The sequence below is a fragment of the Duganella sp. FT27W genome, from assembly GCF_009295655.1.
In the GTDB taxonomy this organism is placed as follows: Bacteria; Pseudomonadota; Gammaproteobacteria; order Burkholderiales; family Burkholderiaceae_D; genus Rugamonas; species Rugamonas zoogloeoides.
Genome location: NZ_WHIV01000031.1, coordinates 1 through 273, shown reverse-complemented (window position 1 = coordinate 273; position 273 = coordinate 1). Strand labels below are relative to the sequence as shown.

1 rRNA gene is annotated in these 273 nt (G+C 52.0%); it reads right to left on the bottom strand.

What is annotated here, in order from left to right:
• Window positions 1-273 (bottom strand): 16S ribosomal RNA (locus F8197_RS29520); the annotation flags it as partial.

Genomic DNA, 273 nt, shown 5'->3' with positions numbered 1-273 from the left:
ACAGTCTTACAAAACCGCCTGCGCACGCTTTACGCCCAGTAATTCCGATTAACGCTTGCACCCTACGTATTACCGCGGCTGCTGGCACGTAGTTAGCCGGTGCTTATTCTTCAGGTACCGTCATTAGATCTCTGTATTAGAAAAACCCGTTTCTTCCCTGACAAAAGAGCTTTACAACCCGAAGGCCTTCTTCACTCACGCGGCATTGCTGGATCAGGCTTGCGCCCATTGTCCAAAATTCCCCACTGCTGCCTCCCGTAGGAGTCTGGACCG